The organism is Shewanella algicola (assembly GCF_014648035.1).
GTDB classification, from domain to species: domain Bacteria; phylum Pseudomonadota; class Gammaproteobacteria; order Enterobacterales; family Shewanellaceae; genus Shewanella; species Shewanella algicola.
This window is the reverse complement of sequence record NZ_BMQI01000127.1, coordinates 1-1,921: the sequence shown is the minus strand read 5'-3', so window position 1 is coordinate 1,921 and position 1,921 is coordinate 1. Positions and strand designations below refer to the sequence as shown.

Genomic DNA, 1,921 nt, shown 5'->3' with positions numbered 1-1,921 from the left:
TCGAAGATAGAATTGTGAAACATATTAACTAAATTGCAGTTACACAGAATCTGTTACACCCTCGTAATCTCCACTGGAAATCTATCTTCATTATTATTTAAATATATCTTTCTTCTTTTTTTGTTTGGCTTATCTGGTAACGAAAAAACACTTCCTAGGTTTGCATGTATCCAAGGTAGGTTCTGAAATAAAACCTCTTCAGCTTTTCCAGCATGTTCCTTATATAAAGATTGATTACTTGCCGCTGCTTCAGTGGCCGAAAACCAAGATTGACTCTGTAACATCTCGGCTTTCTCTGGTATCGACCATCCCTCACGGTTTCTTGCATCCATAACACAAGTAACTTCATACTTTGCCGCTGAGTAATTACCTTGTTCAATCAAGAGTTCCGCCAACTTTAATCGCAGGTTAGCAATAAAGTTTTCTTTTGGACTAGAGGACAATGCCCGGCAATAACAATTGAATGCGCTACTTTTATCATAATTACCTTGTATATCCCCAAGTAACTCCCAAATCCAATACTCACCTATTTTTTGCTTTGCAACTTTTACTGCCAAATCAAAGCTCTTCTGATATTCACCAAGTAAATTTAACGCTCTCGCTTTATTTAACTCCAACCAAATAGGGTCATCTGAACTTGGAATAACTCTGTCTATTACCGCTAATAGCAAAGGTAAAGATTCAAGATCATTATGTTCAACTGCTTGTTTCGTACCATGCAAAGAAACCTTTGAGGCCAAACTTGGATAACTATTTCCTGTGACGTCATCAACATATGGCTCAAAGTCCTCATCACGTAGGTTTTGAATTCCCCATATTTTTATAAATGCGGCTAGGTTGAAGTTGTGGTGGCTGGTAAGCTTGTCTGCGAGGCCAAGGAAAAGGCTGTGTAACAGAGAAGGGACATTACAGTTAAGTTTTAGGTAATCATTCAACAATTTCTTTACGGCAAAAACATTGACGTTTTCATTATTAAATTGTGCTTTCGCTAGTTTGTATATTTCCCAGCCTATACTGCTCCTAATATCATGATTATCAGGCTGCTCCGATAGTGCTTTGATATATATATTTATGGCTAACTGATGCTTCCCTTCTTTACTCGCTTGCTTTGCTCGTTGTGTCTCTTTAAATATGGGACTCGCCATATTTCTAACAAACAAAACTTGCTTATTAAGTATCTCGTCATTTGGATCTATTGATAATGAGTCAAGCTGTTGCAGGTAATGAATTGTTGTATCGTTGTTACCAAGCTTGGCATCTCGCTTTACGAGATCGATAAGACACCATGCAAAAGCTTTAACATTCCACTCATCATTCGGAGAGCTATTAATTAATTCAATGGCTAAATTATATGCTTCGTCTATTTTGCCTGCTTTTCTTAAAGCAAAAACATCCTTGCTCGTTTTTGACGACGAGTTATTGTTTTGAATAAACATTACTAATTAAACGCCTCTTCAATCAATCCCTCAACTTGATGCATTAATTTCTCCGAACCAGACAAGTTTTTCATGCCCATCAAGCGCGTGAACTGACTCTTTCCATTATAAAAAATATCAACAACAGCAGTCTCACCTAACCTATGAAAGCTGTACCTTTGCGTATAGTCTCTCGCTAATACTTCAGAAATTGAAATGTCATGCTCTTTGAGGATGTTGGTCAATTGGCCGTGAAATTCCTCTAAAAATGGCTCTGGGAACTCAATATTTGTAGACGCTGTGCTTAAACCCAAAGTAATTAGTTTACCTTTAAGGCAACTAAGTTTTTCAGATAACAAATTGCCAGTCGCATTGTCCATATTACAATTCACTGCTGATATTTTGTTCTTACTATTGTATGAAATCCTTGCTATACCAAACTCTGTTCTGGTCTAATTCCATCGGACACTTAATTTTGAGACAGTATGTTAATAAATTAAGAGGTC

2 protein-coding genes are annotated in these 1,921 nt (G+C 36.9%); both read right to left on the bottom strand.

Annotation, left to right across the window (positions count from 1 at the left end; genetic code table 11):
• Positions 1 to 53 precede the first annotated feature (53 nt).
• Positions 54 to 1,436, bottom strand: a complete 1,383-nt coding sequence (locus tag IEY42_RS22015; RefSeq protein WP_188927303.1) for a tetratricopeptide repeat protein — start codon at positions 1,434 to 1,436, stop codon at positions 54 to 56.
• A gap of 2 nt (positions 1,437 to 1,438) precedes the next feature.
• On the bottom strand, positions 1,439 to 1,795 hold the full coding sequence (locus tag IEY42_RS22010; RefSeq protein ID WP_188927302.1) for a hypothetical protein: 357 nt from the start codon (positions 1,793 to 1,795) through the stop codon (positions 1,439 to 1,441).
• Positions 1,796 to 1,921 lie beyond the last annotated feature (126 nt).